The organism is Brachybacterium sp. ACRRE (assembly GCF_022346485.1).
GTDB classification, from domain to species: domain Bacteria; phylum Actinomycetota; class Actinomycetes; order Actinomycetales; family Dermabacteraceae; genus Brachybacterium; species Brachybacterium halotolerans.
Genome location: NZ_JAKRMO010000006.1, coordinates 21,294 through 46,831 on the forward strand (window position 1 = coordinate 21,294; position 25,538 = coordinate 46,831).

The 25,538-nt window shown below is 71.8% G+C and carries 21 protein-coding genes; 9 read left to right on the plus strand and 12 right to left on the minus strand.

Translation table 11 applies throughout. The features are described from left to right. Nucleotides 1–176 precede the first annotated feature (176 nt). The gene (locus tag MHY49_RS02830) at nucleotides 177–1,568 is read left to right on the plus strand and encodes an MFS transporter (RefSeq protein ID WP_239202539.1); all 1,392 of its coding nucleotides are present in this window, start codon (nucleotides 177–179) and stop codon (nucleotides 1,566–1,568) included. On the opposite strand, the gene MHY49_RS02835 is transcribed toward MHY49_RS02830, so the two are convergent. Further along, nucleotides 1,569–2,051, minus strand: coding sequence for a thioesterase family protein (locus tag MHY49_RS02835; protein WP_200501054.1), 483 nt, complete (start codon nucleotides 2,049–2,051; stop codon nucleotides 1,569–1,571). It abuts the gene before it with no gap. A gap of 45 nt (nucleotides 2,052–2,096) precedes the next feature. Here MHY49_RS02835 and MHY49_RS02840 point away from each other — a divergent pair, with 45 nt between their 5' ends. Beyond that, the gene (locus MHY49_RS02840; protein WP_239202425.1) at nucleotides 2,097–3,053 is read left to right on the plus strand and encodes an acyl-CoA thioesterase II; all 957 of its coding nucleotides are present in this window, start codon (nucleotides 2,097–2,099) and stop codon (nucleotides 3,051–3,053) included. A 24-nt stretch (nucleotides 3,054–3,077) separates the two neighbouring features. Here the strand turns inward: MHY49_RS02840 and MHY49_RS02845 are convergent, their stop codons facing one another. The 4 genes from MHY49_RS02845 to glgP form a co-directional block, all read right to left on the minus strand. Continuing rightward, on the minus strand, nucleotides 3,078–4,421 hold the full coding sequence (locus MHY49_RS02845; RefSeq protein WP_239202427.1) for a sugar ABC transporter substrate-binding protein: 1,344 nt from the start codon (nucleotides 4,419–4,421) through the stop codon (nucleotides 3,078–3,080). A 161-nt stretch (nucleotides 4,422–4,582) separates the two neighbouring features. Continuing rightward, nucleotides 4,583–5,416, minus strand: a complete 834-nt coding sequence (locus tag MHY49_RS02850) for a carbohydrate ABC transporter permease (RefSeq protein WP_239202429.1) — start codon at nucleotides 5,414–5,416, stop codon at nucleotides 4,583–4,585. Between the two features lie 12 nt (nucleotides 5,417–5,428). Then, on the minus strand, nucleotides 5,429–6,292 hold the full coding sequence (locus MHY49_RS02855) for a carbohydrate ABC transporter permease (RefSeq protein WP_228358779.1): 864 nt from the start codon (nucleotides 6,290–6,292) through the stop codon (nucleotides 5,429–5,431). A 373-nt stretch (nucleotides 6,293–6,665) separates the two neighbouring features. Next, nucleotides 6,666–9,308 carry an alpha-glucan family phosphorylase gene (gene glgP / locus MHY49_RS02860; RefSeq protein WP_239202435.1) on the minus strand — a complete coding sequence of 881 codons (2,643 nt, stop codon included), beginning with the start codon at nucleotides 9,306–9,308 and terminating at the stop codon, nucleotides 6,666–6,668. A 184-nt stretch (nucleotides 9,309–9,492) separates the two neighbouring features. Here glgP and MHY49_RS02865 point away from each other — a divergent pair, with 184 nt between their 5' ends. Continuing rightward, nucleotides 9,493–10,098 carry a GNAT family N-acetyltransferase gene (locus tag MHY49_RS02865; RefSeq protein WP_239202437.1) on the plus strand — a complete coding sequence of 202 codons (606 nt, stop codon included), beginning with the start codon at nucleotides 9,493–9,495 and terminating at the stop codon, nucleotides 10,096–10,098. A 119-nt stretch (nucleotides 10,099–10,217) separates the two neighbouring features. On the opposite strand, the gene ettA is transcribed toward MHY49_RS02865, so the two are convergent. Next, nucleotides 10,218–11,897, minus strand: a complete 1,680-nt coding sequence (gene ettA, locus MHY49_RS02870) for an energy-dependent translational throttle protein EttA (RefSeq protein WP_239202439.1) — start codon at nucleotides 11,895–11,897, stop codon at nucleotides 10,218–10,220. A gap of 379 nt (nucleotides 11,898–12,276) precedes the next feature. On the opposite strand from ettA, the gene MHY49_RS02875 reads away from it, so the two are divergent. Then, the gene (locus tag MHY49_RS02875) at nucleotides 12,277–12,465 is read left to right on the plus strand and encodes a hypothetical protein (RefSeq protein WP_239202441.1); all 189 of its coding nucleotides are present in this window, start codon (nucleotides 12,277–12,279) and stop codon (nucleotides 12,463–12,465) included. 122 nt (nucleotides 12,466–12,587) lie between these two features. Here MHY49_RS02875 and MHY49_RS02880 read toward each other — a convergent pair whose 3' ends face one another. Next, entirely contained in the window at nucleotides 12,588–13,283 is a 696-nt protein-coding gene (locus MHY49_RS02880) for an HAD family phosphatase (RefSeq protein WP_239202443.1), read from the minus strand. A gap of 50 nt (nucleotides 13,284–13,333) precedes the next feature. Continuing rightward, nucleotides 13,334–14,554 (minus strand): PDZ domain-containing protein, encoded by a 1,221-nt coding sequence (locus tag MHY49_RS19170; protein WP_370645957.1) that lies wholly within the window; start codon nucleotides 14,552–14,554, stop codon nucleotides 13,334–13,336. Nucleotides 14,555–14,748: 194 nt separating this feature from the next. Between MHY49_RS19170 and MHY49_RS02900 the strand changes: the two genes are divergently transcribed. Together MHY49_RS02900 and MHY49_RS02905 are read left to right on the plus strand one after the other, a co-directional pair. After that, entirely contained in the window at nucleotides 14,749–16,308 is a 1,560-nt protein-coding gene (locus tag MHY49_RS02900) for a zinc-dependent metalloprotease (RefSeq protein ID WP_239202445.1), read from the plus strand. Further along, complete coding sequence (locus tag MHY49_RS02905; RefSeq protein WP_239202447.1) at nucleotides 16,292–17,005, plus strand: NUDIX domain-containing protein; 714 nt, start codon at nucleotides 16,292–16,294, stop codon at nucleotides 17,003–17,005. Before MHY49_RS02900 ends, MHY49_RS02905 begins: the two co-directional genes overlap by 17 nt. 42 nt (nucleotides 17,006–17,047) lie before the next feature. Here MHY49_RS02905 and MHY49_RS02910 read toward each other — a convergent pair whose 3' ends face one another. Next, complete coding sequence (locus MHY49_RS02910) at nucleotides 17,048–17,698, minus strand: M48 family metallopeptidase (protein ID WP_239202449.1); 651 nt, start codon at nucleotides 17,696–17,698, stop codon at nucleotides 17,048–17,050. A 542-nt stretch (nucleotides 17,699–18,240) separates the two neighbouring features. On the opposite strand from MHY49_RS02910, the gene MHY49_RS02915 reads away from it, so the two are divergent. Continuing rightward, nucleotides 18,241–18,399, plus strand: coding sequence for a DUF5679 domain-containing protein (locus tag MHY49_RS02915; RefSeq protein WP_193636287.1), 159 nt, complete (start codon nucleotides 18,241–18,243; stop codon nucleotides 18,397–18,399). 171 nt (nucleotides 18,400–18,570) lie between these two features. Here the strand turns inward: MHY49_RS02915 and MHY49_RS02920 are convergent, their stop codons facing one another. The 3 genes from MHY49_RS02920 to nudC all read right to left on the minus strand — a co-directional run bounded on the left by MHY49_RS02920 (nucleotide 18,571) and on the right by nudC (nucleotide 22,403). Next, nucleotides 18,571–18,873 carry a WhiB family transcriptional regulator gene (locus MHY49_RS02920; RefSeq protein ID WP_255719208.1) on the minus strand — a complete coding sequence of 101 codons (303 nt, stop codon included), beginning with the start codon at nucleotides 18,871–18,873 and terminating at the stop codon, nucleotides 18,571–18,573. 348 nt (nucleotides 18,874–19,221) lie between these two features. Beyond that, nucleotides 19,222–21,351 (minus strand): ATP-dependent DNA helicase UvrD2, encoded by a 2,130-nt coding sequence (locus MHY49_RS02925; protein WP_239202451.1) that lies wholly within the window; start codon nucleotides 21,349–21,351, stop codon nucleotides 19,222–19,224. 131 nt (nucleotides 21,352–21,482) lie between these two features. Beyond that, complete coding sequence (gene nudC / locus MHY49_RS02930) at nucleotides 21,483–22,403, minus strand: NAD(+) diphosphatase (RefSeq protein WP_239202461.1); 921 nt, start codon at nucleotides 22,401–22,403, stop codon at nucleotides 21,483–21,485. A 122-nt stretch (nucleotides 22,404–22,525) separates the two neighbouring features. Here nudC and MHY49_RS02935 point away from each other — a divergent pair, with 122 nt between their 5' ends. Together MHY49_RS02935 and MHY49_RS02940 are read left to right on the plus strand one after the other, a co-directional pair. Beyond that, complete coding sequence (locus MHY49_RS02935) at nucleotides 22,526–23,737, plus strand: phosphotransferase (RefSeq protein WP_239202463.1); 1,212 nt, start codon at nucleotides 22,526–22,528, stop codon at nucleotides 23,735–23,737. Nucleotides 23,738–24,080: 343 nt separating this feature from the next. Then, the gene (locus tag MHY49_RS02940; RefSeq protein ID WP_239202465.1) at nucleotides 24,081–25,538 is read left to right on the plus strand and encodes an FAD-binding oxidoreductase; all 1,458 of its coding nucleotides are present in this window, start codon (nucleotides 24,081–24,083) and stop codon (nucleotides 25,536–25,538) included.

Consider the following 25,538-nt stretch of genomic DNA (forward strand, 5'->3'; position numbering starts at 1 on the left):
GAACGTTGTTCCATTCTCGAACGTCGTTCGATACGACTCCCCAGGAGGTTCCCATGACCACCACCCGACCGTCCGTCCCACCCGACGCCCCCGACGCGTCGGCTCCGTCCTCCCCGACCGCCGCGCCCACCCCGTCGGCCCGCATCTATCCGAGCCTCCGCGCCGCCTGGCTGCCGATGCTCGCCCTGTGCCTCGCCTTCTTCGTCGAGATGGTCGACAACACGCTGCTGAGCATCGCGCTGCCCACCATCAGCCGCGACCTGGGCAGCGGCACCACCGCCATGCAGTGGATCACCGGCGCCTACTCGCTGACCTTCGGCGGGCTGCTGCTGACCGCCGGCTCCGCGGCCGATCGCCTCGGCCGCCGCCGCGTGCTGCTCGTGGGCCTCGCCGTCTTCGGCCTGCTCAGCCTGCTGGTCGCCTTCGTCGAGACCACCGGCGAGCTGATCGCGCTGCGCGCCGCCCTCGGCATCGCCGCCGCGGCCATGGCACCGATCACGAACTCGCTGGTCTTCCGCCTGTTCGACGACGACACCGTGCGCATGCGCGCCATCACCGTGATGATGATCGTGGGCATGAGCGGCTTCATCCTCGGCCCGCTGCTCGGCGGCACCGCCCTGGCCCACGTGCGCTGGGAGTGGCTGCTCATGGTCAACGCCCCGATCGCCCTCATCGCCTTCATCGGCGTGCGCCGCGGCGTCGCCCCGGACCGCCCCGAGGACCTCACCACCGAGAAGCTCGACCTGCCCGGCTCGGTCCTCTCGATCGCCGCCATCGGCCTGGGCTGCTTTATGCTCACCAGCGGCGTCGAGAACGGCTGGACCTCGCCGGCCACGCTCGGCTGCCTCGTGGGCTGCGTGCTCGCGATCGTGCTGTTCGTCGTGCGCGAGCGCACCGCCGCCTCCCCCATGCTGGATCTGCGCCTGCTCGCGACCGGCACCGTCCGCGGCGCGGCGCTCGCCCAGATCGGAACCTCGATCGCCATGGCCGGCGTCATGTTCGCCCTGGTCATGCACTTCCAGTTCGCCTACGGCTGGTCCCCGGTGCTCGCCGGGCTCGCGAACCTGCCGATGATCCTCACGATGCTGGTCGCCTCACCGCTCGTGGAGCGCCTGGTGGCTCGCTTCGGCCACCGCATCGCCTGCCTCGTGGGCGCGGCGAGCATGTTCGTCTCCCTCGCGGGGATGGCCTGGAGCGTGGACCACGGCTACCTGCCGATCGCGATCTCCATGGTCATCATGTCCTTCGGCCTGCGGATCGTCATGACCACCTGCGCGGTCGCCCTCATCGGCGGCATGCCCGAGGACCGCACCTCCATCGGCGCGGCCCTGAACGACACCGCGCAGGAGGTCGGCACCAGCGTCGGCACCGCCGTGGTGGGCACGCTCATCGCCGCGCTCGTGACGACGACGCTGCCCGCCGGCACCTGGTCCGACGGCCTGGTCGCGTCGTTCTTCCACGGCGAGAGGATCACCTTCGCGATCCTCGCGGTCGCCGTCGGGATCATCGCGACCGTCGGTGCGCTCACGCTCACCGACTCCCACGAGACCGACGAGCACCCGGCCTGATCAGCCGCGGAACTCGAGCGGCTCGTCGGTGTACTGGTCCAGCAGCACGCGCACCTCGTCGCTCAGACGCGTGGCCCGCCCCTGCTCGCGCTCGACCACCACGATCGTGGTGCGCGCGCTGACGTAGGGGTAGGCGCCGTCCTGATCGTCGGCCCGCAGCAGCCGGTAGTCCACGTCGAAGCTCGCCCCGCCCACGCGCGGCACCCACATCCGCACCAGCGCGCCCTCGCGCAGGTACTCGATGGGCCGGTGGTACTCCAGGCGCTGGGAGGCGATGAGGGTGAGCAGCGGCGAGGTCGCGTCGAACAGGTCGAGCTGCGAGGGCCGACGCACGGCCCCGCGCTCGATCTGCTCCTCGCTGGGCGACCAGAACGCGGCGATCCGCGCCTCCTCGAGGAGGCGCACCACGGCGGCGTTGTTCACGTGGCCGTAGGCGTCCAGATCGGTCCAGCGGACAGGGACTGTGATGTCGAGATGAGCCATGGGGCCATCGTAGGGATCCGCGGGGGCCCGACGTACCATCGGCGCATGTCGAACGCGCATCCCGATCCGCTCTCCGGCCCCGCGACCGGCGCCGACGCGCCCGATCCCGCCGCGGTCTCCGCCGCGCTGCTCGACCTGCTGGACCTGCGCACCCTCGAGGCCGACGGGATCGGCGGGTCCGCCGGAGGAGCGAGCGCAGCCGTCTTCGAGGGCGATACGCGCCCCCAGCCCGGCGGGCACGTCTTCGGCGGGCAGGTGATGGGCCAGGCCGTCGTCGCCGTCGGCCGCACCGTCCCCGAGACCCGGCACATCCACTCGATGTACTCCTACTTCCTGGCCCCGGGCGATCCGCATCAGCCGATCCGCTTCAGCGTCGACGCGCTGCGCGACGGCGGCTCCTTCTCGGTGCGCCGCGTGCTCGCGACCCAGGGCGAGCGCACGATCCTCGCGATGACGGCGTCGTTCCAGGAGGTGCAGGACGGCCTTCAGCACCAGGACCGCGCTCCCGAGGCGCCGGACCCCGAGGGCCTGCCCACCACGGCCGAGGTCCTCGCCGGGATCGACCATCCCGTGGCCCGCTACTGGGCGACGCAGCGTCCGATCGACATCCGCCACGTCACCGACCCGATCTACCTGCGGCCCGACGGCTCGGGCGCCGAGTCCCAGATGCTGTGGATGCGGGTGCTCACGCCGATCGAGGCGGACCCGCTCGTGCACGACGCGATCCTCGCGTTCGCGAGCGACTACACGCCCTTCGAGCCCATCCTGCGCCGCCAGGGCCTGAGCTGGGTGACGCCGGGCCTGCGGATGGCGACGATCGACCATGCGATCTGGTGGCACCAGCACGTGGACGCCGGCGAATGGCTGCTGTACGTGCAGCGCTCCCCCTCGGCGTCGGGCGGGCGCGGCCTCACCCAGGGCGAGATGTTCGCGCGCGACGGCTCCCTGGTCGCGACCATCACCCAGGAGGGCATGATCCGCACCGGGGCCGACCGCCGCTGACGCGCGGCGCCGCCCTTCAGCGCGTCACTTCATCGCCTCGTTGCCGGCCTTCTGCGCCTCCGGGAGGCCGTCCTTCGCGCTCTTGCGGCCGATGAAGATCTCCTGGAACACGGGCATCGCCGCGGTGAGCCCGGCGTTCGCCTTGGCACCGGTGTCGGCGGGGGCCGGGTCCTTCGCGGCGTCGATGAAGACGCTGACGTCCTGCCCCTTGTCCTTCCAGTAGTCCACGAAGGTGTCCTGGACGTCGCTGTTGCCCGGGAAGGACACGCCCATCTCGCCGAAGGGCCGCTGCCCGTCGGCGCTGCCCAGCCAGGTCAGGAGCTTCGCGATGCCCTCCTGCTGGTCGTCGTCGGCCTTCGCGTTCCCCACGGCGACCACGCCGTGGACCAGGGACTTCGCGCCCGCCGGGCCGGCGACCATCGGGGCGATGCCCCACTCGAAGCTGTCGCCCACGGCCTCGTCGATCGCGCTCAGGCTGTAGGGGCCGGACTGGAAGAGCGCGAGCTTGCCCTGGGCGAACATGTCGCGGCAGAGATCGCCGTTCTCGTTGGTGTCGGCCGCGTCGGGCGCGATCTGGTCCTTGTTCACGAGGTCCGCGAGGTACTGGAAGGTCGCGATGCCCTCCTTCGAGGCGAAGGCGTACTGGTCCTTGTCGTTCTCCCAGTCCGCTCCGTTCGAGGCGAGGAACGGGCCGATGATCGCCTGGCGGTCGCACGAGGAGTTGAAGCCGAACCGGCTGCGGGAGTCCGCGTCGAAGCCCTTGTCGCCGGGGTGGCGGTCCTCCTTGTCGACCGTGAGGGCCTTGCCCGCCTCACGCAGCGGGTCGGAGTCCTTGGAGGGGTCGAAGGAGAGGTCGGCAGGATCGATCTTCTCGGCGTCCAGCAGCTCCTTGTTGTAGAACAGCGCGATCGAGTCCCACAGCTGCGGGACCCCCCAGAGCTTCCCGTCGCGGGTGTAGAGGTCCACGACGGCCTTCTGCCACTGGTCCTTGTCGGCGCCATCGACCACGTCGTCGATCGCGACCAGGTTCCCGGCCTCCTGGAACTGCACGTAGTTCGCGGAGTTCATGAGGTAGACGTCCGGGGCGTCGCCGCTCGCGACGTCCAGGGGCAGCTTCGTCCAGTAGTCGTCCCAGGCGACGACGTCGATGCTCACCTTCCACCCGGAGTCCTTCTCGAAGGCCTCGAAGGACTTCTCGTAGGCGGCCTTGGCGGTGTCGTCCCAGAGGCGGAACGTGAGGGACTTGCCGCCCTTGCCGGAGCCGGAGCCCGAACCGGAGTCGCCCGAGCCCGAGGGCGAGCAGGCCGCGGCGGCCCCCACGGCACCTGTCGCGGCGAGGGCGGAGATCATGCGGCGTCGATTGATCATGGCGGGTCCTTCCGGAGGGCGGGCGCGAGCGGGTCGGCGGGCCGATGCGGCCGACGCCCGGAGGGGCGGGCGCGGTGGTCTCCCGCCGATCCGCCCATTGTGCCCCGATCCGGCCGACGAGCCGGGACCATTCCGACGTCCGAGGACACCCGGCGTCACGCTCAGCGCAGGGTGCTCGCGCCGATCGACCGGGTGATCTGGCGCTGGAAGATCACGAACAGCGCGATGAGCGGGAGCATCGCGAGGGTCGTCGCGGACATCACGAGGGTCCAGTTGCTCGCGTACTGCGACTGCAGGGCCGAGGTGGCCACTGTGACCGTCTGCCATGTCGGCCCCGAGGTGATGATCAGCGGCCACATGAAGCTGTTCCAATGGGTGACCACCGTGATCAGCACGAGGGTGACGATGATGGGCCGGTTCAGCGGGATCACGAGGTTCCACAGCAGGCGCAGGGTGCCCGCGCCGTCCAGGCGCATGGCGTCCATGAGCTCGGTGGACATGCCCCGGAAGTTCTCGCGCAGCAGGAAGATCGCGTACGGGGAGCCCAGCACGAAGGGCAGCACGAGCGCCCAGAACGTGTTGCGCATCCCCGCCTCGCTCATCATCAGGTACAGCGGCACCACCACCACGACCTGCGGCACCATGAGCGTCGCGACGTACACCCAGAACAGCAGGTCGCGGCCGGGGAACCGCAGCAGCGCGAAGGCGTAGGCGGCGAGCACGGAGAACACCATCTGCCCCACGAGGATCACGGCCACCATCTGCACGGTGACCACGAGCGGGGTGACGAAGCCGCCCTCGGAGGTGGTGAACAGGGACGTGAAGTTCTCGAGGGTGAGCGGTGAGGGCAGGGCCAGCGGCCCGTCCTGGACGAACTGGCGGGGCGTCTTCAGGGCCGTGATCACCGACAGCGCGAAGGGCGCGAGGGTGAGCAGGACCGCGACCAGCAGGACCGCGTAGGTCGCGGCCAGGGACAGGGCTCGGCGTGCGTGCATCGGGGTCCTCCTTCAGCTCAGGTCGTAGGTGATGCGGCGGCCGAAGTACCGCTGCTGGGCGACGGTGATCACGACCAGCAGGAGGAACAGCACCACCGCGACGGCGCTCGCCTTCCCCACGGCGAAGGAGTCGAAGGCCTGGTTGTAGATGAGCGAGGCGATCACCTCGGTGCGGTGCTCGGGTCCGCCGCCGGTGAGCGCGTAGACCATGTCGAACACCTGGAAGCTCGCGACCACCTGGGTGACTCCCAGGAAGAAGGTCGTGGGCCGCAGCAGCGGGATCGTCATGAAGCGCAGCTGCTGGAGGGGGCTCGCCCCGTCGATGCGCGCCGCCTCGTAGATGCTGTCGGGGATCCGGGCCAGGCCGGCCTGGAAGAACAGGGACACGTATCCCACCTGCTGCCAGATCGCGACGAAGGCGACGGCGGGCAGCGCGAGCATCGGAGAGGTCAGCCATTCCACGCGCACGCCGAGCAGGGCGTTCAGCGCGCCCGTCGAGGGCTGGAAGATCCACTTCCACACCACGCCCAGGGCCAGCGGCGCGCACACCCACGGGATCACCACGATCACCCGCACGAGCGAGGATCCGGGCACGGCGCGCACGAGCTGCGTGGCGAGCACGAGGCCCAGGGCGAGCGTGACGGGCACCGCGATGACCGTGAAGAGCACCGTGACGACCAGCGAGTTCAGCAGCGCTCCGCCGCTGAGCAGATCCGCGTAGTTCGCCAGCCCCACGAACTCGCGGGTGCCGATGAGGTCCCAGCGGAACAGGGAGACGACGAAGGCAAGCAGCACCGGCAGCAGCAGGAAGGCGGTCACGCCGATGAGGCTGGGGGCGAGCAGGAGATAGCCGACCACGGGCGAACGGGGACGCATCGGACCAGTATGACGCCCGGGGCGGGTGCTCCCATCATGCGCATCGCCGACGGGCCGCACCCGCCGTTCCCGCTGTCATGGCTGTCGTCGACCGGCCGCGCCCGCCGTTCCCGGTGTCACGGCTGTCGTCGACCGGCCGCGCCCGCCGTACCCGGTGTCACGGCTGTCGTCGACGGGCCGCGCCCGCCGTTCCCGGTGTCTTGGTTGTCGTCGACCGGCATATAGCGGCTCTCTCTGCCACATGTGGCAGAGAGAGCCGCTATATGCCCCTCCATGACACGGTCCCGCTCGCTGACCGCCCTGACGAGAGCAGAGCTCGGCCGGCCGCACCCTCGGGCGAAGTACGGCGCTGGCGCCGGCGTCGGCTCAGGGATCAGGCGGTGACGAAGAGCCCGAGCTCGGCGGGCGAGGCGAGCACCCGGTGGCGGGGCACCACGCGCACGTTCACGCCCAGCTCGCCCGGGCGGGCGAGGGTGAAGGACGCGGACCAGCGGGCCGCTCCCCCGTCCTCCGCGCCGATTCCTGTGCTCGCGCCGATACCCGACTCCGCGCCGGCTGCCCCCTCCACGCCGGTTCCCGGGCGCAGCGGGATGAGCTGCGGGGACTCGATCTCGCCGTCGGGGCCGACGGGGCCCACGAGCGCCTCGACCTCGACATCGTGGTCGCCGAGCCCGGCGAGGTCGACGGCGGCCGAGAGCGTGATCTCTGCGCCTGTGGGCACGAGGCCCTCACCGCGCCCGCCCTCGATGCGCACGTCGCGCACGCTGATGCGGCCGAAGGCATCGGCGACGCGACCCTTCCAGGCCGTGAACTCGTCGGCGAGCGCGGGGTCGTCGGCGAAGGCCTCGGCCGCTCCGGCCGCGGGCAGGTAGAGCTCGGTGACGTAGTCGCGGACCATGCGGGCGGCGGTGATCTGCGGGGCGATCCGCACCAGGGAGGTGCGCACGCGGTCGCACCAGCCGTGGCGCATGCCCTCGGCGTCGACGTCGTGGAAGAGGGGCGCGATCTCGTGCTCGAGGATCTCGTAGAGGGCATCGGACTCGAGGCGGTCCCGCTCGCCCTGGTCCGCGACGTGGGCGGTGGGGATCGTCCAGCCGGCCTCGTCGTCCTTCATCTCGTCCCACCAGCCGTCGGAGATCGAGAAGGTGAGGCCGCCGTTGAGCACCGCCTTCATGCCGGAGGTGCCGGAGGCCTCCTCCGGGCGGATGGGGTTGTTCAGCCACACGTCGCAGCCGGCCACGAGCACGGAGGCCATGGTGATGTCGTAGTCGGGCAGGAAGACGATGCGGTGGCGCACGCCGGCCTCGTCGGCGAAGCGCACCATCTGCTGGAGGAACTCCTTGCCGGGCACGTCGGCCGGATGGGACTTGCCGGCGATGACGAACTGCACGGGGCGCTCGGGGTCGAGGAGGATCCGCCGCAGGCGCTCGGGGTCGCGGAGCATGAGGGTCAGGCGCTTGTAGGTGGAGACGCGGCGGGCGAAGCCGATGGTCAGCGCGTCGGGATCGAGGACCTCCTGGGGCCAGCCGAGCTCGGCGTCGTCGGCCCCGCGCTGGAGCCACGAGGCGCGCAGGCGCTCGCGCACCATCGTCACGAGCTCGCCGCGCAGCTGGTCGCGCACGGCCGTGAGCTCGTGGTCCCCGAGGGTCGCGAGCGGGCTCCAGTCCGAGAGCGCCGAGATGTCGACGTCCCCGAGGACCTTCTTGTACAGGTCGTCCATCGCGCGCGAGGTCCAGGTGCGGCGGTGCACGCCGTTGGTGATCGAGGTGATCGGCACCTCGGCGACGTCGAAGCCCGGGTAGAGGGAGCGGAACATGCTGCGCGAGACGGCGCCGTGGAGCTTGGCGACGCCGTTGGAGCGCTGGGCGAGGCGCAGGCCCATGTGGGCCATGTTGAAGACCTCGCCGCCGTCCTCGAGGCCGAGCGCGAGGGCGGCCTCGACGGGCAGGCCGTCGACGAGCCGGGAGATGCCGGACTCGTCGGCGTCCAGCACGCGCCGCAGCTCCCCGACGTCGAAGCGGTCGATGCCGGCGGGCACGGGGGTGTGCGTGGTGAAGACGGTGCCGGCGCGGACCTCGGTCAGGGCCTCGTCGAAGCTGCGGCCGCGCTGCATGATCCGGCCGACGCGCTCGAGCCCGGAGAATCCCGCGTGGCCCTCGTTGAGGTGGAAGACCTCGGGGGCGGGGAAGGCGCCGGTCTCGCTGAACGCGGCGACGGCGCGCACGCCGCCCACGCCCAGCACGATCTCCTGGAGGATCCGGTGGTCGTGGTCGCCGCCGTAGAGACGGTCGGTGATCGCCCGCGACTCCTCGTCGTTCTCCTCGACGTCCGTGTCCAGGAGGAGCAGGGGCACGCGCCCCACCTGCACCTTCCACACGGCGATCCGCACCTCGCGGCCGCCGGGGAGGGCCACCGAGACGGTCAGCGGCTCGCCCGCGGCGTCGACGACGGGCTCGACCGGAAGGTCCGAGGGATCGTTCAGGCGGTAGCTCTCGCGCTGCCAGCCGTCGCGGTCGAGGCTCTGCGAGAAGTAGCCCCACTGGTAGAGCAGCCCGACGGCGACCAGCGGGACGCCCAGGTCCGAGGCCGACTTCAGGTGATCGCCGGCGAGGATCCCGAGGCCTCCCGAGTAGATCGGCAGCGTGGGGGTGATGCCGAACTCCATGGAGAAGTAGGCGACGGCCGGGGTGCGCTCCCCGTCGGCCCCCTGGGTGGGCACGGTGCGCTGGAACCAGCGGCCGGAGTCGAGGTAGGTGCGCAGGTCGCCGATCTCGGCGCGCATCCTGGCGAGGTAGTCCTCGTCGCCGGCCATCTGCGCGAGACGGCTCGCGGGCACGAGGGGGAGCATCGCGATCGGGCTGCCTCCGCTCGCGGCGAAGGCCTCCGGGTCGAGGTCCTGGAAGAGGGCGAGGGTCTGCCTGCGCCAGGACCAGCGCAGGTTCATCGCGAGGGTGCGCAGCGGCTCGAGCGCGGCGGGCAGATCGGAGGCGACCGTGAAGGTGGCGGCAGGCTTCATGGGGCCGAGAGTACAGGCGGAATCGGACACCGATCACCACGCGTCAGCGCGTCGGCGACCCCGTGTCACCTGCATGACCGAGACTGGACGCCGAGCGTGCACCCGCGCGAGCGCCAGGAGGGCCCTCGTGCCCGCCCGTCTGCTTCCCGACCCCCGGCCGCCCGTCCCCGAAGGAGCCCCTTTCATGTCGATCCCGCTTCCGCTTCCGACCCTCACCCTGCACGGGCGGCTCGTGGATCTCGTGCCGCTGAGCCACGATCACCTCGCGGGACTGCAGGACGCGGTGGCCGACGGCGAGCTGTGGTCCACCTGGTACACCACGGTCCCCCGCCCCGAGGACATGGCCGAGGAGATCGACAGGCGTCTCGCGCTGCGCGAGGAGGGCACGATGCTGCCGTTCACGACGATCCGGCGGGCCGACGGCCTGGTGCTGGGGATGACCACGTTCATGAACATCGACCCTTCGGTGCCGCGCGTGGAGATCGGCTCGACCTGGAACCGCGCCTCCGTCCACGGCACCGGCACGAACCCCGATTCGAAGCTGCTGCTGTTCGCCCACGCCTTCGAGCAGTGGGAGGTGGAGGCGGTGCGCTTCCGCACCCACCGGGCGAACCAGCAGTCCCGCGCGGCGATCGAGCGCCTGGGGGCGGAGCTCGAGGGCATCCTCCGCGCGGATTCCCGTGACCGCTTCGGGATCGTGCGCGACACCGCCCAGTTCAGCGTGCTCGCCCGCGACTGGCCGATGGTCCGCGCGACCCTCGAGCACCGGGTGGGTCGACACCTGGGCTGACGCGTGCCCGGCGCACTCGCGACGCATGCACGACGCCCCCTGCAGAGCGATCTGCAGGGGGCGTCGTGCATGCTGGGGCGGTCGGGTCGTCGGCTCGGATCCTGCCGACCCGACCGGACTCAGCGGGTCAGGCGGCGGTGGGTCACGCGGTGAGGCCGTGCGGCCTCCTCGCCCAGGCGCTCGACCTTGTTCTTCTCGTAGGCCTCGAAGTTGCCCTCGAACCAGTACCAGTTCGCGGGGTCCTCCTCGGTGCCCTCGTAGGCCAGGATGTGCGTGGCGACGCGGTCGAGGAACCAGCGGTCGTGCGAGACCACGACGGCGCAGCCCGGGAACTCCAGCAGGGCGTTCTCGAGCGAGCCGAGGGTCTGAACGTCCAGGTCGTTCGTCGGCTCGTCGAGCAGGAGCACGTTGCCGCCCTGCTTGAGGGTGAGCGCGAGGTTCAGGCGGTTGCGCTCGCCACCGGAGAGCACACCGGCCTTCTTCTGCTGGTCGGGGCCCTTGAAGCCGAACTGGCTGACGTAGGCGCGCGAGGGGATCTCGACCTTGCCGACCTGGATGAAGTCGAGGCCGTCGGAGACGACCTCCCAGAGGTTCTTCTCCGGGTCGATGTTCTCGCGGTTCTGGTCGACGTAGCTGATCTTGACGCTCTGTCCGACCTCGAGGTCGCCGCCGTCCAGCGGCTCCAGGCCCACGATCGTCTTGAACAGGGTCGTCTTGCCGACGCCGTTCGGGCCGATGACGCCGACGATGCCGTTCGGGGGCAGCGAGAAGCTGAGCCCGTCGATGAGCAGGCGCTCGCCGAAGCCCTTCTTGAGGTCCTCGGCCTCGATGACCTTGGTGCCCAGACGCGGGCCCGGCGGGATGGTGATCTCCTCGAAGTCGAGCTTGCGCGTGCGCTCGGCCTCGGCGGCCATCTCCTCGTAGCGGGCCAGACGCGCCTTGGACTTCGTCTGCCGGCCCTTGGCGGAGGACCGCACCCACTCGAGCTCGTCCTTGAGGCGCTTGGCGAGCTTCGCGTCCTTCTTGCCCTGGACGGCCAGGCGCTCCTCCTTCTTCTCCAGGTAGGTGGAGTAGTTGCCCTCGTAGGGGTAGAGGTGGCCGCGGTCGACCTCGGCGATCCACTGGGCGACGTGGTCCAGGAAGTAACGGTCGTGGGTGACGGCGATGACGGCGCCCTCGTACTGCTGGAGGTGGTTCTCGAGCCAGAGCACGCTCTCGGCGTCGAGGTGGTTGGTGGGCTCGTCCAGCAGCAGCAGGTCGGGCTTCTCCAGGAGCAGCTTGCACAGCGCGACGCGGCGCTTCTCACCCCCGGAGAGGTGGGTGACCTTCTCGTCGCCGGGAGGGCAGCGCAGGGCGTCCATCGCCTGCTCGAGCTGCGAGTCGAGATCCCAGCCGTTGGCGTTGTCGATCTCGGTCTGGAGCTTGCCCATCTCCTCCATGAGGGCGTCGAAGTCCGCGTCGGGCTGGCCCATCTCCTCGCCGATCGCGTTGAAGCGCTGGACCTTGCGGAACAGGTCGCCCAGGCCCTCCTGGACGTTCTCCAGGACGGTCTTGGACTCGTCCAGCGGCGGCTCCTGCAGCAGGATGCCGACGCTGTAGCCAGGGCTCAGACGCGCCTCGCCGTTGGAGGGCTGGTCGAGGCCGGCCATGATCTTGAGGATCGTGGACTTGCCGGCGCCGTTGGGGCCGACCATGCCGATCTTCGCGCCCGGGTAGAAGCTCATGGTGACGTCGTCGAGGATGACCTTGTCGCCCACGGCCTTGCGGGCCTTGTACATGGTGTAGATGAACTCTGCCAAGCTGTTCTCCCTGGTAGACGGTCGATATCGCCACGGTGCGGGCCGGTGTGCACCGGCGTGCGCGTGCGGTGGTGAGGTGGTCCCTGGAATTCCCGGGCCCGACGGGCGCGCGGATGTGCGCGGTCGAGCCCCTGGATGCCCTCACCAGGGTACCCGCCCTGCCCAGCAGCCGCGCGTCGGGGGGGTCGCGGGTTCACGGCGGGCCAGCGTCGGCGATGGAGGGAACCGGCCCCATCGGCCTGCCTCGCCACCGCCGTGCTCCGACCCTCCCCCGAACGGGGGATGGCCCGCCTCCCACCATCGGCGGTCTGCCGCGCCGTCTCCCGGGCGGCTAGCGTTCTGCTGGCATCAGCACGGGTCGGAGACGAGGGAAGCACGCATGCGAAGCACCACCGCAGGGACCGTCGCCGCGATCGCGGCGCTCGTCGGCCTCGAGATCGTCGTGATCGCGATCCTCACGGCGATCGGTGTCACCGGTGTCCCGGCGGTCGTCATCGTGATCGTCTTCGCCCTCGCCGAGCGCCTGGCCTACGTGCGTTGGATCAAGCACCGTCATCGCGATCGCTGATCGGCACCACGACGTTCGCCGCCAGCTCCACCGCCGCATCCCGTCTGCCCATGCCTCGAACATAGCAACGCGGCTGGACGGACCGCGGCCCCGGACCGCGGACCCGGATCTCGGCCCGCTCGTCAGGACAGCGGGACTCCGCGCCCCTCGAGCACGCGCCGAGCCATCTCCGCGCCGTGCTCGGCGGCGCTGTCCTCGCCGTTGCGAGGCCACAGGTGCGCGTCGATCCCGAGTGCGCGCGCCGCCTCCACGTTCTCGGCGCGGTCGTCGAAGAACACGACGTCGCCGGGGCGGGCCACTCCCCCGGTCTCGTGGGCGAGGACGTCCAGCAGGATCCGGTAGATCTCCGCGTCCGGCTTGACGACCTCCTCCTCCGCGGAGATCACGGCCAGGGTGAAGGCCTCGAACCAGTCGGCGCGGCGCACGTCCTCGCCGAAGGCGGCCGAGGCGTTGGACAGCACCGCCATCCGCATCCCGTTGCGAGCGAGGTCGTGGAGCAGCTCGCGCGAGCGCTGGTCGAGCTGCAGGAAGTAGCGGTTGTCCGCGCTCTGCAGCTCGCGCACCTCGGTCTCGGTGAGGTTCTCGATGCCCGCGGCGGCGGCCACCCGGCCCCAGTACTCGGCGGCGTCGATGCGACCCGCGTCGTAGTCGCCGCGATGCTCCCAGAGCGCCTCCCCGACCGCCTCGGCGTCCCCGCCCAGCAGCTCGTGGACGGAGGGCACCGGATCATGCCCGGCGCTGAGCACGCCGCCGAAGTCGAAGACGACGGTGATCCGCTTCGGGTCCGCGGCGGAGGTGCCGCGCCTCTTCCTGCTCATGATCGACTCTCCTGTGCTGCGCTCGTGCTCGGATGCTGGTGCACGGACACTCACCCGCAGGTGGGCAGGCCCTTGGTGCTGTGGTCCTTCGCGATGGTCTGCACGGCGTGCAGGGCCCCGTCGAAGTCCTCGACCTTCACCACCTGCAGCCCGTCGGGGACGTGCCCGACGACCTCGTCGCAGTTGGAGGCCGGGGCGAGGAAGTAGTCGGCGCCGGAGTCCCGCGCGCCGACCATCTTCTGGCGGATCCCGCCGATGGCGCCGACCTTCCCCTTCTCGTCGATGGTGCCGGTGCCGGCGATGTCCTGACCGCCGGTGAGGGCGCCGGGGGTGAGCTCGTCGTAGATGGACAGGGCGAACATGGTGCCGGCGCTGGGACCGCCCACGTCGCCCACGCCCAGGTCCACGTCGAAGGGGAACTCGAAGCCGTCGGCCAGGACGATGCCCATGCGGGCCTTGCCGTCGACGTCGCGGGTGGGGACCTGCAGGTCGAGCTTCTTGCCGTCGCGCTCGACGCGCATGGAGACCTTGCCCCCCGGCGTGGTCTTCGCGGCGAGCGCGCGGTAGGCCTCCGCGCTGTCGGCGCTCGCGCCGCCGATGGCCAGGACGCGGTCGCCGGGCTTCAGCACACCGTCGGCCGGGGAGCCCTGCTCGACGCCGGAGACCTGTACGGAGTCCTCGTGGTCGATGCCGAGCTCGTCGAGCGCGACGACGACGGCCTCCTGCTGGGAGCTGCTCATCTGGACGGAGTTCTCCAGCGTGGTCTCCTGCGCGGTCTGGTCCTCGGGGAAGACGAGCTCGCGCGGCAGCACCGAGCGGGTGGGGTCGAACCAGGCGCGCACCACCTCGACCGGCGTCACCGGGTAGCCGGGTCCGCCGTCGACCGAGACGGTGGTCATCATCAGCGACCCGTCGGTGGGGTAGGTCTTGTGGCCATCGATGGAGAGCACCTGCTTGTCGTCGTACTTCCCGAGGACGTCGATCGCGGGTCCGGGCTGCTCGACCACGTAGGGCACGGGCACGAACATGGCGCCCAGCAGCATCGCGCAGACCACGAGGAGGCTGCCGGCCGCGAGCCGCGGGTGGGCGAAGGCCTCGCCGCCGAGGAACCGGGTCACGCGTCCCATGCGCGGTTCGCCGCCGGGCGTCCCATCGGCCGACGGCCCGCCGACCGGCTGCTCACCAGCGGACGCCTCCGTCCCGGCGTCGGGTGCGGCGGGGTGCGAGGGCTGCGCGCCGTCGGGCGTCGGTCCAGGGTGGCGGGAGGTCACCGGACCATTGTGCCGCACATGCCCTGACCGCTCCGTGGCCAGGACCGCTGCGCAGCGGGAGGCGGCTTCGACGCCCTGAGCGAAACTGAATGCCCGCCCGATGCGTCCTGGATCCGGCTCGGTACGCTGATCACGACGTTGATCCAGGCCGCATCGGCCGCGAGAGCGCGGGCGGCCGCACCCGGAGGTGCCCCATGACCGAGAACCCGACACCCGACGACGACGCCCTGCGCCGCTTCCTGGAGGAAGCCCTGGGCGGCGCGATCCCCGAGGGCGCCCTGGACGGCGTGGACCTCAGCGAGCTCGCCAAGCAGGCGAACCTCCCCAGCGACCCGGCGATGCTCAAGGCCGCGGCCGCCCAGATGCAGCACGTGCTGAACGCCCAGGGCGAGGGCCCCGTGAACTGGACGCTCGCCCAGGACCTCTCGCGTCGCACCGCGCAGGGCACGGTCCAGGTGCCGGGCGCCCCGGCGCCCGGCGGCACGCCCGGCGATCCCTCGCCGAGCGACCAGCAGATCAAGGAGCTCGAGGAAGCGGCGAACATCGCCTCGCTCTGGCTGGCGGATGCGATCTCCTTCGACCTGCCCTCCCGCCCGCTCGAGGTGTGGACCCGCGGCACCTGGCTGCACCGCACCCAGGAGCGCTGGCAGTCGATCGTCGAACCCGTCGCGAAGTACATGGCCGGAGCGATCGGCGAGGCCATGACCGCGCAGATGCAGCAGGCCGAGCTGCAGCTGCCCGGGGACCCTGGCCAGATGATGGAGCGCATGGGCGGCACCCTGTTCGGCGTGCAGTTCGGCCATGCGATCGGCTCGCTCGCCCGCGAGGTCTTCGGCACCACGGACCTCTCCCTCCCACTGGGCCCCGAGGGCCGTCCCGCGCTGGTCGCCGCGAACGTCGCCGACCTCGTGGAATCCCACGGCCTGGACGCGCCGGCCGCGAGGATCTTCCTGGCCGCGCGGGAGCTCGCCCACACCGCGCTGTTCTCCTCCGCGTCCTGGCTGCCGCGCGCCCTGTTCTCCGCGGTCGAGGACTACGCGCGCGGCATCACCCTGGACCTCGATGCGCTCGACGAGATGGTGCGCGACCTGGACCTCTCCGATCCCTCGGCGCTGCAGGCCCGTCGGCCCGAGGAGATGTTCGTCTTCACCCGCCGCGCCTCCCAGGAGCGCGCCCTCGAGGAGCTCGCGACGACGCTCGCGCTCGTCGAGGCCTGGGTCGACCACGTGACCTCGCAGGCCCTGGCCGGGAAGCTCCCGCAGCTCGACGCCCTGCGCGAGGTGCTGCGCCGACGCCGCGCGAGCGGCTCGCCGGCCGAGGAGATGCTCTCCAAGACGGTGGGCATCGAGCTACGCCCGCGCCGCGTGCGCGAGGCGCTCGCCTGGTGGGAGAGCGTGCTGGACACCGAGGGCGAGCAGGCCCGCGACGGCAAGTGGGCCCACCCCGATCTGCTGCCCGACGTGGCCGTGCTCAGCGGCCGTCCCCAGGCTCCCGCGACGGACGCGCCCGCCCTCGCGGCCGACGGCCAGAGCGAGGAGGCCGAGGAGGCCATGGCCCTGCCCGACGACATCGACGCCGAGCTCGCCAAGCTCCTCGACGAGGCCGGCTCAGCCGATTCCGGGTCCGCGGACGGGTCGGAAGGGTCCGCGGACGGCTCGGACGGGACCTCGTCGGATGGGACCTCGTCGGACGGCCCCGTGTCGGACGGCTCCTCCCCCGACGACTCCCCCTCGGACGATGACCCGCGCTCCTGACCCCACGGCCCCCGCGCTCACGGCGCGCGCTCTCGAGGAGCTGCACGCCGCATCGGAGGTCGCGATCGATCCGGCCGTGCGCGCGGACTACGTGCATCTGCTCGAGGCGATCCCCGATGCCGTGCTGCGCGACGGCCCGGCGCTGGCCGCGGAGGGCGGGTCGCTGCACCTGACGGCGAGCGCCGTCGTGCTCGACGGGCCGGCCGAGAACCTCGCGCTCGTCTGGCATGCGCGCGGCCGCTGCTGGGTGCAGCCCGGTGGGCACCTCGAGGCCTCCGATGCGTCGCTCGAGGCGGCGGTGCGTCGCGAGATCGCGGAGGAGACCGGCCTGGGCGCAGAGACCGGGCCGGGGGCCGACGCGCGCCTCGAGCTGGTGGGGCCGGGCCCCGCGCTCCTCGAGGCCCATGACCTCGCCTCCACGTTCGGTGCGTGCGGCGGTCACTGGGACGTCGTGCTCGTGCTGCGCGCAGATGCCGCGGCCGCAGAGATGCCGCTGAGGGCGGAGAAGCCCGGCGCGCCCACGCCTGTGTGGGTCCCCTGGCCGCGGATCGACGGCCCTCGAGGGGGCTTCTCCCGACGCGTCCCGCTGCCGGCCGACGCCGCCTCCGACATGCCCGAGATCCTCGCGCGACTCGCGCCCTACCTGGACGAGTTCGCCGCCGAGCGGTCGGAGGGCACCGGGCCCGCCTCGGTCTGAGATCCGTCGGCCCGATCGCGTCCCGTCCGCCGGCGCCGCCGATCAATCGACGCCGTCGGCCGCAGTCTCCCGACCGGACGAGCGGGCGCTGCCCGCTCCCTGCTCCGGGGAGTCCTCGCCCTGGCCCTCCCATGTCCCGCCGCCGGTGCCGTACTGCTGGGCGAAGGAGACGCCCTCGAGGAATCCGCGCGCGTGGGCGGTGCGGGGATAGTTGTCCACGAGGGCCCAGAACTCCGCCGAATGGTCGTCGACCAGCAGGTGCGTGAGCTCATGGACCAGCACGTACTCGAGCACGTGCTGGGGCATCGGGCGCAGGCGCGCGGACAGTCGGATCTCCCCCGTCGAGGAGGTGCAGGATCCCCAGCGGTGCTGCTGGCGGGTGGACCAGGCGACCGAGGCGGGACGCGCGCGACCGCCCAGGTGCGCGTCGGAGAGCCGGCGCGCCAGGCGCATGAGGTCCTCGTCGCTGCTGCGGGCGGGACCGCGGGCGAGCTCCTTGCGCTGGAGCTGATCGATCATGCTGCGCACCCAGTGCCGTTCCTGGCGGGAGCCGAAGGATGCCGGCATCGAGATCACGAGATCGCCCTCGCGGCGGGTGATGGAGACGGTGCGGCGGCGACGGGCGGAACGGCGCACGAGGACTCGCTCCCCCTGTGGGCCGCGGACCCCCTCGTGCTCGGTGAGCTCTGGCATGGAGACAGGATCTCAGAAAAAATTCTGGGATCGGCGTGTCGTCCCCAGCTGTGCATGACGAGCGTGCACGTCAGTCCTCCCCAGTGCTCGCGCGTCCTCTCGTCGTCCACAGAAGGGCGCGGATCATGCACCGTCCGTCCACACAATGTGGCGGCTTTTCCACAGCGGATCCACTGGACTGCCTTTGACCCGCACCCGGCCAGCGGCTAGTTTCGTACGTCAGTGGAGCCCCGGGATAACGGGCATGGTGCGTACGGGGAAGGTGCACACGATGCTGAGCGCCCCCGGGGCTCCACGAGAGACGCAGAGCATCTCCCGCACCCCCGCGATCCCCCGTCGTCGCGGGGGTGCGTCTTTGCGCCGACGACGGCGCGCGGCGCGCACCCGTCCGGCAGTCCGAGGCCTGCGACACCACCTCGCGACACCCCCTGGTGTCGATTCCGTCCCTGCCCTCCCGGACCTATACAGTGTCGGGGACGACCTCGCAGGGCCCGGCCGTGATGTGCGATGCCGGGGCCGCGGGGGCAAGAGAAGGAGTGAACATGGCTGACGAGAAGTACAGCGGCGAGTTCTACTGCGTGAAGTGCCGCGAGAAGCGCGAGGCCACGGGCGACGTCGTCGTCTCGAACGAGCGTCGCATGGCCAAGGCCGTGTGCCCGGTCTGCGGCACCAAGCTGAACCGGATCCTCGGCAAGGCCTGATCAGCCAGGATCGAAGGGATCCGCTCCGCGCGGATCCTGCGGCGAGCGCCCAGCGCTCGCGTCTCAGGGGCGGCCCACCATCTGGTGGGCCGCCCCTGACGCTGTGAGGGGGGCGTCCGCGCGCCGGCGCGCAGCCGTGCGCGGTCCCCGGGCGGGCACGCGCGTCGCCTGTCAGGCGGCGTTCTTGCGGGGCCGTCCGCGTCCGCGCTTGAACGCGATGACGGCTCCGTTCTCGAGGATCTGCCCTCCCCAGACGCCCCAGGGCTCGCCCCGGTCGAGGGCGCCCTCGAGGCAGACCGCCCGCAGGGGGCAGTCGGCGCAGAGCACCTTCGCGGACTCGAGGTCCGCGGGGCGCTCGGAGAAGAACAGGTCTGCCGCCTCGATGTCCTGGCAGGGCAGGATCGCCGAGGACGCGGCATCGTGCCGGGTGTCGGTGATGGTCGTGAGGTCACTGCGGGTGAGGACGTCTGTCATCGTCTCGCTGCTTCGAAATCGTCGTGGTCGAGGAAGGGCGGGCGCAGCAGTGCGCTCTCGCCGGAGGGGGCGGCAGATCGAGACGGATGGGTCCCGATCAGATCAAGCCGTCAGCCCCTTGGGTCGATAGACCCGCTCGTTCAGGAGAGCGGGCGCCGCGAGAAGGGCGGCGTCGGACCCGGTGAAGCCGATCGGCTCGATCTGCGTCTTCCATGTGGTCATTGACGACACCCCCTTCCTGTGCGCGCGCTCCGGTCTCCCGGACCACGTCGTGGACGATGAACGAGAACAGACTACACGCCCTCGAGATCCGCGACACCTATTTTTTGACCTGCGGTTTCGTACTGGTCAGCGGTGGCTCGCGAGGAGCTCGAGGAGCTCCTCGCCGAAGCGCTGACCCTTCAGCGGGCCGACGCCGGGGACATGCGCGAGTGCATCGAGGTCCGACGGTGCGCGCTCGGCGATCGCGGCGAGCGCGGCGTCGGTGAGCACCGAGTAGGCGGGGACGCCGAGCTGCGCGCTGCGCTGGCGGCGCCAGAGCCGCAGCTCGTCCAGCACGCTCTCGTCGTGGCTCGGCGGGCAGGCGACGTGACGTCCGAGCCGCTGCTCGCCGGGGGTGTTCAGGTTCTTGCCGCACGCACGGCAGCTGCTGAAGGTAGTCGCGCCGCGGCGGCCGGTGCGGCGGGCCTGCGGCCCTTTCGCCGGAGTCCTCTCGGCAGGCTGGAGCAGGCCGTCGAGGAAGCGCGAGGGCTTGCGCGAGCCGCGGGAGCCCGCGCTGCGGGCGGCGGCCCAGGAGATCGTCAGCAGGTCCTTCGCGCGGGTGAGCGCGACGTAGAAGAGGCGGCGCTCCTCCTCGACCTCGGCGGCGGTCTGCGCCATGGAGATGGGCAGCAGCCCGTCGCTCGCGCCGATGAGGAACACGACCGGCCATTCGAGGCCCTTGGCGGCGTGGACGGAGGCGAGGGTGACGCCGTCGACGGTGGGTGCGCTCTGCGCCTCGGCACGCTCCTCGAGCTCCCGCACCACGTCCGCGAGGGTCGCGCCCGGGCGGGCGAGGATCGTGTCCGTGAGACCGACCAGGGCGTTCAACGAGTCCCAGCGCTCGCGCACGGCACCGGTGGTCTCCGGCGCCTGCGCGCTCCAGCCGAGCCCGCCCACCACGTCGCGGACGGCCCGCGCCGGGTCCTCCGGCTGGACGCGCGCGGCGGCGCGCAGCGCGACCATGGCGCGGCGGATCTCCTGGCGCTCGAAGTACTTGTCGCCCCCGCGCACGAGGTACCCGATGCCGCGGGCGGTGAGGGCCTGCTCGACCGCCTCGGACTGGCTGTTGGTGCGGAAGAGGACGGCCGTCTCCGCGGCGCTGCGCCCCTGGGAGACGAGGTCGGCGATGCGCTCGGCGACGCCCTCGGCCTCGGCGACGTCGTCGGGATAGGACTCGATGACCGGCGGCGGGCCCTCGGCGCGCTGGGAGGCGAGGGTCAGGCGGTGATCGCGCGTGCGCCCGCGCGCGCCGTCGAGCACGGTGTTGGCCAGCCGCACGATCTGCGGCGTGGAGCGGTAATTGCGCTCCAGGCGGATCACCTGCGCCCCGCGGAACTCCTTGGGGAAGTCCAGCAGGTACGAGGCGCGCGCACCGGCGAACGTGTAGATGGTCTGGGCGGCGTCACCCACCACGCACAGGTCGCCGCTGGTCCCCAGCCACAGGCGCAGCAGGGAGTGCTGGAGGGCGGAGACGTCCTGGTACTCGTCCACCACGAAGTGCTTGTACTGGCCGTGGACCTCGCGGGCGACGTCCGGCCGCTCGGTGAGGAAGCCGACCATATGGAGCAGCACGTCCTCGAAGTCGATGACGCCCTTCTCCTTCTTCACCTCCTCGTACTGGGTGAGGATGCGGGAGATCGATCGCGAGTCGAAGCCCGCGACGCCGGGCCGACGGGTCGCCGCGGCCGCCTCGGGATAGCTCTCGGGCGTGAGCATCGAGACCCGCGACCATTCGACCTCGGAGACGATGTCGCGCAGGGCGGCACGGTCCACGCTCATGTGCAGGCGCTGGCAGGCCTCCGCGACGCCCGCGTACTTGTTGGCCATGATCTCGGGCACGGGACCGCCCACCACGCGCGGCCAGAAATGGCGGAGCTGGCGCAGGGCCGCGGCGTGGAACGTGCGGGCCTGCACGGCGGGCACCCCCAGGTCGCGCAGGCGCGAGCGCATCTCCGCGGCGGCCTTCGCGGTGAAGGTCACCGCGAGCACGTGCCGGGGGTTGAGCCGGCCCGTCATCACCCCGTAGGCGATGCGGTGGGTGATCGCGCGCGTCTTGCCGGTGCCGGCGCCGGCGAGCACGCACACGGGCGCGTCGAAGCTGCGGGCGACCTCCCGCTGCTCGGGGTCGAGCGCCTCGAGCACCGCCTCGGCGGTGAGCGGCGGGGCGGACTCGTCCACGGGGCCCGTGGTGTCGGTGTCGGACTGGTGCGCGGTCATCGTCTCCCAGTCTGCCAGCGCGCACCGACGCGCGAGCACGCGCTGTGGACCGCGACTCGCTGGGGAGGGACCGCGGGGCCCCGTCGTCGGGAGCGGCCGCGACCGGCCGCCGTCGACGGATCGGCCGCGGATCAGCCCTCGTCGATGGGACCGCCGTACCAGTCCTCGACGAGCGCCCGGCCGACGGACGCGACGTTCGGCACCTGGATCTCGCCCGCGGCGACCGCGGCGGTGAGCTCCTCGCGCGTGAACCAGCGGGCGGAGGCGAGCTCGCCGTCGGCCAGCACGATCTCCTGGCCGTCGGCCGCCCAGGCGCGGAAGGCGAGCATCAGGGAGCGCGGGAAGGGCCAGGGCTGGGAGCCGACGTACTCGACCTCCTCGACGACGAGGGAGACCTCCTCGGCGACCTCGCGGGCGACGGCCGCCTCGATCGTCTCCCCCGGTTCGACGAAGCCGGCGAGCACGGAGTGGAACCCGCTGCGGAAGCTCGCGTTGCGGGCCAGCAGCAGGCGGTCCTGCTCGTCCCGCACCGCCATGATCACGGCCGGATCGGTGCGCGGGAAGTGCTCCGTGCCGTCCTCGGTGCAGACCAGCACCCATCCGCCCAGCCGCGCCTCGAGCAGCGCCCCGCACAGGGGGCAGTGGCGCATCGAGCGGTGCCAGGAGCCCATCGCGACGGCGGCGACGGCGAGCGCGGCGTCCTCGGGTCCGAGGTCGCCGACCACGCGCCGCAGGTCGCGCATGTCGCGGCCCGGATCGTCGAGCTCGGCGCTGGGCTCGGGGAGCTCCACGGCGATGACGCGCCTGCCCTCGCGCTGCCCGAGGTAGACGGCGGAGGCGCTCTGGTGGCCGCGTGGATCGGCCTCCTCGAAGACGGGGAACAGACGGCCCTCGCCGTCCTCGAGCATGCTCGCCGCGCCCGAGCGGGTCACCAGGAAGACGGCGTCCTCCCCCGCGTCGAGCACGTGGGGGTCGGAGCGGCGCAGGGCGCCACGATCCAGATCATGCCGGGTCAGAGGGGTCTGCAGCTGGGGTCCGCGCACTCGCACCATGCGATCAGCGTAGAGCCATCTCACACCCGAGCGTCGACGCGTCCGGGAGCTCGTGCGCGCGCATCGCGGACGCACCGTGTGTCCGCCGCTGCTCCCAGCCGACGGCCGGGTACGGTGGATCCGTGCGCCACAACTCCTACTCCCTGGCAGCCTTCGCCGCCGCCTCGGTCCCCGGCTTCGAGCCCGCGCGGACCGTGGCGATCCCGACCCCTCAGGACGACGTCGACGTCGCCGGGGTCATCAGCCAGGAAGGGCGCAAGGTCCTGGTGACCTGCCCGCGCACCACCGCCGGCGGCGTGCGCCTCGAGAAGGAGCTCAGCATCTCCGGCTCCCTCGCCCAGCACGCGCTGAGCGACCTGGTGCCCGCCGTGCTCGGATCCGTGAAGCTGCCCGAGGGCGGGCGTGCCGCCGTGACGGAGGTCCACGAGGGCGCCCCGCTGCTGCTGGACCTCCTGGACCGCGACCGCGCCCTGGTCACCTCGCTCGGAGAGGTGATCGCCCGGATCCACCGCGTCCCCGCGCACGTGGTCGAGACCGTCGGCGCCGAGGCGTACACCGCGCAGGCGCTGCGCGAGGCCCACCGCGCGCAGCTCGCCCGCGCCCGCGAGCTCGAGACGATCCCCACCGCCGTCCTCCAGCGCTGGGAGACCCTGCTGGCCGACGACGGCCTCTGGGACCTCCGGCCCGTGGTCGTCCACGGAGACCTCTCCGAGGAGAGCCTGTTCTTCCACGGCTCGAGGATCACCGGCGTGCGCGGCTGGGACGCGGCGCGCATCGGCGACCCGGCCGACGATCTCGCCTGGCTCGCCTCCGCGCTCGAGGCCGAGGCCTTCGACGACCTGTTCTCCGCCTACCGCAACGCCCTGGGCACGCCCGTGCACCCGCGGCTGCTCGAGCGCGCCCATGCCGTGGGCGAGTTCGCGGTGATCGACTGGCTGCTGCACGGCATCGAGGCCGAGGACGACGTCATCATCGAGGACGCCCGCGGAATGCTCCGCGACCTCGAGTCGGACCTCTCGCAGATCGCGAAGGACCAGGCCGAATCGGCCTACCACTCCCTGGACGTGCACGACGGCCTCGCCTCCGCGCCCTCTCCCCTGCCGTCCTCGGCCGCCTCGCCCGCCGGGTCGGGCTCCGCGGTCTCGGCCACGGAGGAGTCGGCGCCCGAGGACTCGGACCACGAAGAGTCGGACCACGGGGCTTCGGATCTCCAGGGACCAGACTCCGAGGGATCGGCCCCCGAGGACCCGGATGGCCAGGGGGACGCCTCCGGGGGCCCGGTCCGCCGCGGGAACCCGTCTGACGACGCACCCGAGGATCCTCGGACCTTCTGAGCCCGGCCGGGACCGTCCTCCGGGCCCGCGCCGCCCGCCGCCCCCACCCGGTCACTCTCGTCGGGCACCCTTCAGGATCGGCCGACGCGCCCCGCGCATGACCCGTCGGCCCCGTGGCCTCCGCTCGCCGGCGGACGTATTCGCGACCAAGGTCTGATCCCCCGGGCGCGGAGTGGTGGTGTGCTCGTACTCGTGCAGTCGATGCCGCCCGCTCCTGCCCCGGGATGCTCCGTCATCGGGATCGTCCTTCTCCGGGATCCGGCGCCGGCGACTGTCCCTGCCCATCGGGCGGGTCCGGTGCGCGCCGCGCACTCCTCGAGAACGCGAGAGGCAGACAACGATCATGCGATCCCTGAACCGTCGAGAACTGCTGGGAGGCGGCATCGGACTCGCCGCCGCGACCGCCGCCACGTTCGGGAGCACCGCTCCGGTGCTCGCGGAGGGCTCCGCGAAGGGCCTGGGCCCGAAGAACTGGAAGGCGCTGGACGAGGAGCTGCGCGGCAGCGTGCTGCTGCCCGACGACCACGACTACGCCGCGGACAAGAAGCTGTTCAACCCCGCCTTCGACTCCCGCAGCCCGACCGCGGTGATCCGGCCGCGCTCCCGCGCCGACGTCGAGCGCGTCATGGAGTTCGCCCGGGTCCACGGCCTGAAGGTCTCCGCGCGCGGCGGCGGGCACTCGTACGTCGGCGCTTCCGCGACCGACAGCACCGTGACCCTCGACATGCGCGACTACCACGGCCTCTCCTACTCGGCGAGCACGAAGCACGTGACCGTCCAGGCGGGCGCGGACCTGTACTCGGTGCACGAGGCGCTCTCCGCGCACGACCGCATGATCCCCACGGGCACCTGCCCGACGGTGGGCGTCGTGGGGCTCGCGCTCGGCGGCGGCATCGGGGTCGACACCCGCCGGTACGGGACGACGAGCGACTCGCTGGTGTCCGCCCACGTGGTGCTGCCCGACGGGAGGACGGTCGTCGCCTCCGCTGACTCCCGTCCGGACCTGTTCTGGGCGCTGCGCGGCGGCGGAGGCGGACTGAACGGCGTGGTCGCCGACCTCACCTTCGCGACGCATCCCATCCATGCACAGGCCAGCTTCGCCCTGGCCTTCCCCGCCTCGGCCGCGACGAAGGTCATCACCGGATGGGCGTCGTGGCTGAAGGCCTCCGGCGGCAGCCGCTGGGCGAGCGTGAAGATCAGCACCGACGGGCACGGCACGATGAAGGTGAACGTCATCGGCGTCGCCGATGCCGATGACGCCCGCGACGCCGTGAACTCGCTCGCGAAGGCCACCGGCACGCGTCCCGACAGCGCGACGTACAAGTCCCGCTCCCACATGGACCTCGTCGACTACCTGGGCGGCGGGAGCACCTCGGACCGTGAGATCTTCGCTGCCGGCACCGACGTGCTGCGCAGCGTCGGATCGAGCACGGCCGAGGCGATCGTCGCGGCCGTGAAGAAGCGCTCGACGTCCGGGCAGAAGACCGCGGCGATCCTCGATCCCCTCGACGGCGCCGTCCACGACGTGAAGCGCTCCGGCACCGCGTTCCCGTGGCGCTCGCAGACCGCTTCGCTGCAGTGGTACGCGAGCCTGACCTCCACCTCGGGCCTGAAGTCCGCGAGGTCGTGGGTCGAGGCCTCGCACAAGGGCGTCGCCTCCGCCAGCAGCGGCGGATACGTCAACTACCTCGAACCCGGCGACACCGCGGAGCGCTGCTTCGCCGACAACGCCGCGAAGCTCGCGCAGATCCGCGAGCACTACGACCCCGGCCACCGGATCACCTGCGGGCTCGAGGTGTGA

Bases quoted from the DNA above. Each gene is read 5' to 3' on its own strand.
- MHY49_RS02830 (WP_239202539.1), top strand. From the start codon at position 177: ATGCTCGCCCTGTGCCTCGCCTTCTTCGTCGAGATGGTCGACAACACG.
- MHY49_RS02835 (WP_200501054.1), bottom strand. From the start codon at position 2,051: ATGGCTCATCTCGACATCACAGTCCCTGTCCGCTGGACCGATCTGGAC.
- MHY49_RS02840 (WP_239202425.1), top strand. From the start codon at position 2,097: ATGTCGAACGCGCATCCCGATCCGCTCTCCGGCCCCGCGACCGGCGCC.
- MHY49_RS02845 (WP_239202427.1), bottom strand. From the start codon at position 4,421: ATGATCAATCGACGCCGCATGATCTCCGCCCTCGCCGCGACAGGTGCC.
- MHY49_RS02850 (WP_239202429.1), bottom strand. From the start codon at position 5,416: ATGCACGCACGCCGAGCCCTGTCCCTGGCCGCGACCTACGCGGTCCTG.
- MHY49_RS02855 (WP_228358779.1), bottom strand. From the start codon at position 6,292: ATGCGTCCCCGTTCGCCCGTGGTCGGCTATCTCCTGCTCGCCCCCAGC.
- glgP (WP_239202435.1), bottom strand. From the start codon at position 9,308: ATGAAGCCTGCCGCCACCTTCACGGTCGCCTCCGATCTGCCCGCCGCG.
- MHY49_RS02865 (WP_239202437.1), top strand. From the start codon at position 9,493: ATGTCGATCCCGCTTCCGCTTCCGACCCTCACCCTGCACGGGCGGCTC.
- MHY49_RS02875 (WP_239202441.1), top strand. From the start codon at position 12,277: ATGCGAAGCACCACCGCAGGGACCGTCGCCGCGATCGCGGCGCTCGTC.
- MHY49_RS02880 (WP_239202443.1), bottom strand. From the start codon at position 13,283: ATGAGCAGGAAGAGGCGCGGCACCTCCGCCGCGGACCCGAAGCGGATC.
- MHY49_RS02900 (WP_239202445.1), top strand. From the start codon at position 14,749: ATGACCGAGAACCCGACACCCGACGACGACGCCCTGCGCCGCTTCCTG.
- MHY49_RS02905 (WP_239202447.1), top strand. From the start codon at position 16,292: ATGACCCGCGCTCCTGACCCCACGGCCCCCGCGCTCACGGCGCGCGCT.
- MHY49_RS02910 (WP_239202449.1), bottom strand. From the start codon at position 17,698: ATGCCAGAGCTCACCGAGCACGAGGGGGTCCGCGGCCCACAGGGGGAG.
- MHY49_RS02915 (WP_193636287.1), top strand. From the start codon at position 18,241: ATGGCTGACGAGAAGTACAGCGGCGAGTTCTACTGCGTGAAGTGCCGC.
- MHY49_RS02920 (WP_255719208.1), bottom strand. From the start codon at position 18,873: ATGACAGACGTCCTCACCCGCAGTGACCTCACGACCATCACCGACACC.
- MHY49_RS02925 (WP_239202451.1), bottom strand. From the start codon at position 21,351: ATGACCGCGCACCAGTCCGACACCGACACCACGGGCCCCGTGGACGAG.
- nudC (WP_239202461.1), bottom strand. From the start codon at position 22,403: ATGGTGCGAGTGCGCGGACCCCAGCTGCAGACCCCTCTGACCCGGCAT.
- MHY49_RS02940 (WP_239202465.1), top strand. From the start codon at position 24,081: ATGCGATCCCTGAACCGTCGAGAACTGCTGGGAGGCGGCATCGGACTC.